Raw genomic sequence first — 5,049 nt, forward strand, 5'->3', positions numbered from 1 at the left:
AAGCAACCTTATGTCGTCATCATCGGCGGCGGTCAGGGCGGTATCGCGCTCGGCGCCCGGCTGAAGCAGCTCGGCGTGCCCACTATCATCATCGAGAAGAACGAGCGTCCCGGAGACTCCTGGCGCAAGCGCTACAAGTCGCTCTGCCTGCACGACCCGGTCTGGTACGATCACCTGCCCTATATCGACTTCCCGAAGAACTGGCCGGTCTTCGCGCCGAAGGACAAGATCGGCGACTGGCTGGAAATGTACACCAAGGTGATGGAGCTGAACTATTGGAACTCCACCACCGCCAAATCCGCCAAATACGACGAGAAGACGAAGGAATGGACGGTCGTCGTCGAGCGCGACGGCAACGAGATCGTGCTCAAGCCCAAGCAGCTGGTGCTGGCGACCGGCATGTCGGGCAAGGCGAACTGGCCGAAATACAAGGGCCAGGACATCTTCAAGGGCGAGCAGCAGCACTCCTCGACCCATCCCGGCCCGGACAAATACCGCGGCAAGAAGGTGGTGGTCATCGGCTCCAACAACTCGGCGCACGACATCTGCGCGGCGCTGTGGGAAGGCGGCGCCGACGTGACCATGGTGCAGCGGTCATCCACCCACATCGTCAAGTCGGACACGCTGATGGATATCGGGCTTGGCGCGCTCTACTCCGAGCAGGCGGTCGAGAACGGCATGACGACGCGCAAGGCCGATATGATCTTCGCGTCCCTGCCCTACCGCATCCTGCACGAATTCCAGATTCCGCTCTACCAGCAGATGAAGGAGCGTGACGCGAAATTCTATGAAGACCTGGAGAAGGCCGGCTTCATGCTCGACTGGGGCGATGACGGTTCCGGCCTGTTCATGAAATATCTGCGCCGCGGTTCCGGCTATTACATCGATGTCGGCGCCTGCGACCTCGTCATCGACGGCTCGATCAAGCTGAAGAGCGGGCCGGGAGCCGCTGTGCAGGAACTGACCGAAACCGGCGTCAAATTCGTCGACGGCACCGAATTGCCGGCCGACCTTGTGATCTATGCCACCGGCTACGGCTCGATGAACGGTTGGGCTGCGGACCTCATCTCGCAGGAGGTGGCCGACAAGGTCGGCAAGGTCTGGGGGCTCGGGTCCAACACCACCAAGGATCCGGGCCCCTGGGAAGGCGAGCAGCGCAACATGTGGAAGCCGACGCAGCAGGAGGCGCTGTGGTTCCACGGCGGCAACCTGCATCAGTCGCGCCACTATTCGCAGTATCTTGCGCTGCAGCTGAAGGCCAGGCAGGTCGGGTTGCCTACCCCGGTGTATGGGCTGCAGCAGGTCTACCACAAGGCTTGAGGCCGGACGCTTTCCATAGATGGAAGCCCGCCACGGGCTTCCATCTATCCCGCCTTGAGCTTCGGGAAGGCCCACATGGTCGCAACTTGATGGCTATCGATCTTTCCCTATCCGCTTCCAGTAGATCAGCGTCCCAGTCAGCCCGCCATGCGGCTTCAGCGCAAAGTCGGGGATCTCGCCGGTCAGCGTGAAGCCGAGCTTCTCATAAAGCCCCGCCGCGCCCTCCTCGCTTGCCGTATCCAGCACGAGCAGCGTGCGGCCTTTCTCGACCGCCAGTTCTTCCGCGGCGCGCATCAGACGGGTCGCGACGCCTTTGCCGCGGTGGTCCCGTCCGGTCATCAGCTTCGCGATCTCGGCGCGGTGCGGCTGGTTGGGCGGAAAGTCGAGCAGCAGCGTGACGGTTCCTGCAAGCACCCCATCCTGCCATGCGCCCAGCACCGCCCTTTCGCCGCGCGCGGCTGCGGCAAGCGACTTGCGCCAGAAATCCCGCGCGGCCTCCGCCGACAACGGATGCATGAAGCTCAGCGATCCGCCCGCGGCGACCGTCTCGATCAACAGATCAGCGAGCATCGCAATGGTCGCAGCATCGTCGCTCAACACTCCGGATCTCAAGTGCGTTCATGCTGGTGTTCTCCAAGGCGATGCGACATCGGGAAAGGTCATTCGAAATGGCTGCTCCGCCTGCGCCGCCGCGCCCGCCGGATTTCGGCGATCCGGTCGGCGTCGTCCGCGCTGAGATGGCGACCGCGCTCCAGGATCTCGAGCGTATATTCCTCATAGGTCAGCCCGAGCCGCTCGGCTCTCTCCAGCCGCATCAGCATGACGGCCTGGCTTGGCGCCTTCCAGGCCTTGTCGTGTGCGGCGCGCCAGGCGAGGAAGACGTAAGCGTCGCCGTTGCCCCAGGGCGGGCCTTCATAATCGTCGAGCGGCGGCCCGCCATTGTGCGAGCGGTTTGGTCCCCTAGGCATTCAGATCAGTCCCTGACCAGCGCCACGAGATACTCCGCGGCAGCCGGTCCGGGAGCATGAAAGACGCAATCCGCCGGCGCCCCCAGCGCCAGGCAGTCGCCGGGCTCGAGCCGGTGCACCACATCACCCTCGGTGAAATCCAGCCTTCCGTCGATCAGCCATATCTGCTGCTTGATGAAAGCGTAGGAGGCTGCCGGTAGGCTGACCTTGGCGCCCGCCGGCAGGCTGACCCTGATCAATTCCAGCGGCATCTGCGATGCCGGCGACAGATGCCGCCGGATGTAGCCGGTTGCCGGATCCTGCCACACCGGCTGCTCGTCTCTGCGCGAAACGCCGCCGCCTTGCAGCTCGGCCCGCGCGATCAGCGTCGACAGTGTCATGCCGAAGGCGGCCGCGATGCGCACCAGGAGCGCCGCGGTCGGACTGGTCGTGCCGCGTTCGATGGCGCTCAGCATCGCTTTGGACACGTCCGAGCGCTCGGCCAATTCGGCCAGCGACCAGCCCCTTACCGTCCGTTCGGAATGTATCCGCCGGCCGATCGTGGCAGTGATGTCATCCGATATATCGTTCATTCGTCCAATATATCGGAATTGCAAAATCCGGGAAGAGGCTATTCGATCGAATTGTCGCGACCGGCTTAACACCGTCTACACCATTCGACCTCACCTCAATTTAACCCCGCCTGGATAGGGTCGACGCTCCAGGGAATGGGACCAGGTCAGTCATGTTTGTCGAACGCGAAGCCTCCGTTGGCGAACCGATTTCGCAGGAGCGCCGCAACGCCCTGCAAAGCGACAAACGCATTCTCGGCAATGTCGTGCAATGCGACGGCGCGCGCGCCACCATCAGCGCCTACGCCGAGGATGCCGACGGCACGGTCACCGGCCAATGGACGGTCGGCAAGATGATCTCCATCAATCTTGGCACGACGCGCACGGTCGGCCTTGTCTATGAGATCGGCAAATCGGACCGCGCCTGGAGCAATGAGGGCCAGAACCCGATCGAGGTCAGCATCGAATTGATCGGCGAAGTGCGCGACGGCGCAGAGCCCGGCGCCAAGCCGGTCTTCGACCGCGGCATCACCGCCTATCCGCATATCGGCGCCATCGCCCACCGTATCCGCAGTCGCGACCTGCAGGCGGTCTACGATCTGGCCGGACGCCATTCGGTCACCATCGGCACGCTGTCGCAGGATGAATCCATCGATGCCAACATCGCCATCGACGACACGCTGGCGCGCCATTTCGCCATCGTCGGCACCACCGGCGTCGGCAAGTCCACGGCTGTCTCGCTGCTCTTGCGCAAATCGATCGAGGCGCGGCCCGACCTGCGCGTGCTCATCCTCGACCCGCACAACGAGTTCGCGGCCTCGCTGCCGGAATATTGCGTCAAGGTCGATTCCAAGACGCTTGACCTGCCATTCTGGATGTTCAGGCTGGAGGAATTCGCCGAAGTGCTGTTTCGCGGTCGCGAGACGGTGCCCGAGGAAGTGGATGTCCTGCGCGACCTGATCCCGGCGGCCAAGAACCTCTATCGCAACCCCAGTTCCGGCAGCTATGTCAGACGCGGCAGCGATGCGCTGACGGCGGATACGCCGGTGCCTTACCGCATCGCCGATCTCATCAAGCAGATCGACGAGCGCATGGGCATGCTCGAAAGCAAGAACGATCGCCCGGTCCTGAAGTCGCTGAAGACGCGCATCGAATCGGCGGCCGCCGATCCGCGTTACCGCTTCATGTTCAGTTCCCGGCTGATCGAGGACACGATCCACGAGACGATCGGCAATATTTTCCGTGTCCCCAACCACGGCCGCCCGGTCACCTGCTTCGAGATGGCGGGCATGCCTTCGGAAGTGGTCAACTCGGTCTGCTCGGTGCTGGCCCGCCTTGCCTTCGACCTGGCCTTGTGGAGCGAGGGCCGGCTGCGGTTGCTCCTGCTTTGCGAGGAAGCGCACCGCTACATGCCGGCCGATCCGCGCCTCGGCTTCGCGCCGACCAGGCATGCGCTGTCGCGCATCGCCAAGGAAGGCCGCAAATATGGCTGCTATCTGGGTGTCGTCACCCAGCGCCCGGGCGAGCTCGACCCGACCATCCTGTCGCAGTGCTCGACCTTCTTCGCCATGCGTCTTGCCAACGAGCAGGACCAGGCAATCATCCGCTCGGCGATCGCCGACTCCTCGGCCTCCACGCTCGCGTTCCTGTCCTCGATGGGGCAGCGCGAAGCTATCGCCTTCGGCGAAGGCGTCGCGACCACCATGCGGTTGAAATTCGAGAAGCTGGCGCAGGAGTTCATCCCCGGAACCGCGAAAAGGGAGCAGGTCGAGCCCTCCGTGGACGGCAGCGATGTCGACCTGGCCATGATCGTCGAGCGGCTCCGCAACGTACCGAAGCCGCAGCAGGCCATGGCCTTCGCCGAGACCGTCGACTCGGCCCGGCAGGCCGGCGACCCGGACTATAAGAAGCCGGCCACAGCCGCCCCCCGCCCTCAGCCCGACGACGACTTCGACACCCGCTACGGCCTGAAGCCCTCGACCTTCGGCATACGCAGTTGAACGACTGAACAACCAACCTCGCAAGCACAGCCAAATTCCGAACAGGAATTCATCAGGCCGGATCGAATGGCGTGGCTTTCGAGAAGCCGGAGCGGAGCGGACATTCAGTCCGTGAGCACCGGAAGTCGAGAAAGGCGCGTCAGTCGACCGGCCCCATGAATTCATGTCGGAATTTTAGGCGCAGACGCGGTTGCGGCCCTGCTTCTTCGC

General features: G+C 63.6%; 5 protein-coding genes. 2 read left to right on the top strand and 3 right to left on the bottom strand.

The annotated features are described in order from the left end of the window. A partial coding sequence (locus EOA28_RS24390) for an NAD(P)/FAD-dependent oxidoreductase (RefSeq protein WP_148670829.1) occupies positions 1-1,320 on the top strand: 1,320 nt, incomplete at its 5' end. A gap of 93 nt (positions 1,321-1,413) precedes the next feature. On the opposite strand, the gene EOA28_RS24395 is transcribed toward EOA28_RS24390, so the two are convergent. The 3 genes from EOA28_RS24395 to EOA28_RS24405 all read right to left on the bottom strand — a co-directional run bounded on the left by EOA28_RS24395 (position 1,414) and on the right by EOA28_RS24405 (position 2,860). Further along, positions 1,414-1,890 (bottom strand): GNAT family N-acetyltransferase, encoded by a 477-nt coding sequence (locus EOA28_RS24395; protein ID WP_128315366.1) that lies wholly within the window; start codon positions 1,888-1,890, stop codon positions 1,414-1,416. Positions 1,891-1,979: 89 nt separating this feature from the next. Then, on the bottom strand, positions 1,980-2,288 hold the full coding sequence (locus EOA28_RS24400; protein ID WP_127251568.1) for a hypothetical protein: 309 nt from the start codon (positions 2,286-2,288) through the stop codon (positions 1,980-1,982). Between the two features lie 5 nt (positions 2,289-2,293). Continuing rightward, positions 2,294-2,860: an XRE family transcriptional regulator gene (locus EOA28_RS24405; protein ID WP_127251567.1), complete on the bottom strand. Its 567-nt coding sequence runs from the start codon at positions 2,858-2,860 to the stop codon at positions 2,294-2,296. A gap of 152 nt (positions 2,861-3,012) precedes the next feature. Between EOA28_RS24405 and EOA28_RS24410 the strand changes: the two genes are divergently transcribed. Next, positions 3,013-4,839, top strand: a complete 1,827-nt coding sequence (locus EOA28_RS24410) for an ATP-binding protein (protein WP_127251566.1) — start codon at positions 3,013-3,015, stop codon at positions 4,837-4,839. The last annotated feature ends 210 nt before the right edge of the window (positions 4,840-5,049 follow it).

It is taken from the genome of Mesorhizobium sp. M2A.F.Ca.ET.067.02.1.1, from assembly GCF_004023285.1.
GTDB lineage: Bacteria > Pseudomonadota > Alphaproteobacteria > Rhizobiales > Rhizobiaceae > Mesorhizobium.

Coding starts and splice junctions, on each gene's coding strand:
- EOA28_RS24405 (WP_127251567.1), bottom strand. CDS start 2,860: ATGAACGATATATCGGATGACATCACTGCCACGATCGGCCGGCGGATA.
- EOA28_RS24410 (WP_127251566.1), top strand. CDS start 3,013: ATGTTTGTCGAACGCGAAGCCTCCGTTGGCGAACCGATTTCGCAGGAG.
- EOA28_RS24400 (WP_127251568.1), bottom strand. CDS start 2,288: ATGCCTAGGGGACCAAACCGCTCGCACAATGGCGGGCCGCCGCTCGAC.
- EOA28_RS24395 (WP_128315366.1), bottom strand. CDS start 1,890: ATGCTCGCTGATCTGTTGATCGAGACGGTCGCCGCGGGCGGATCGCTG.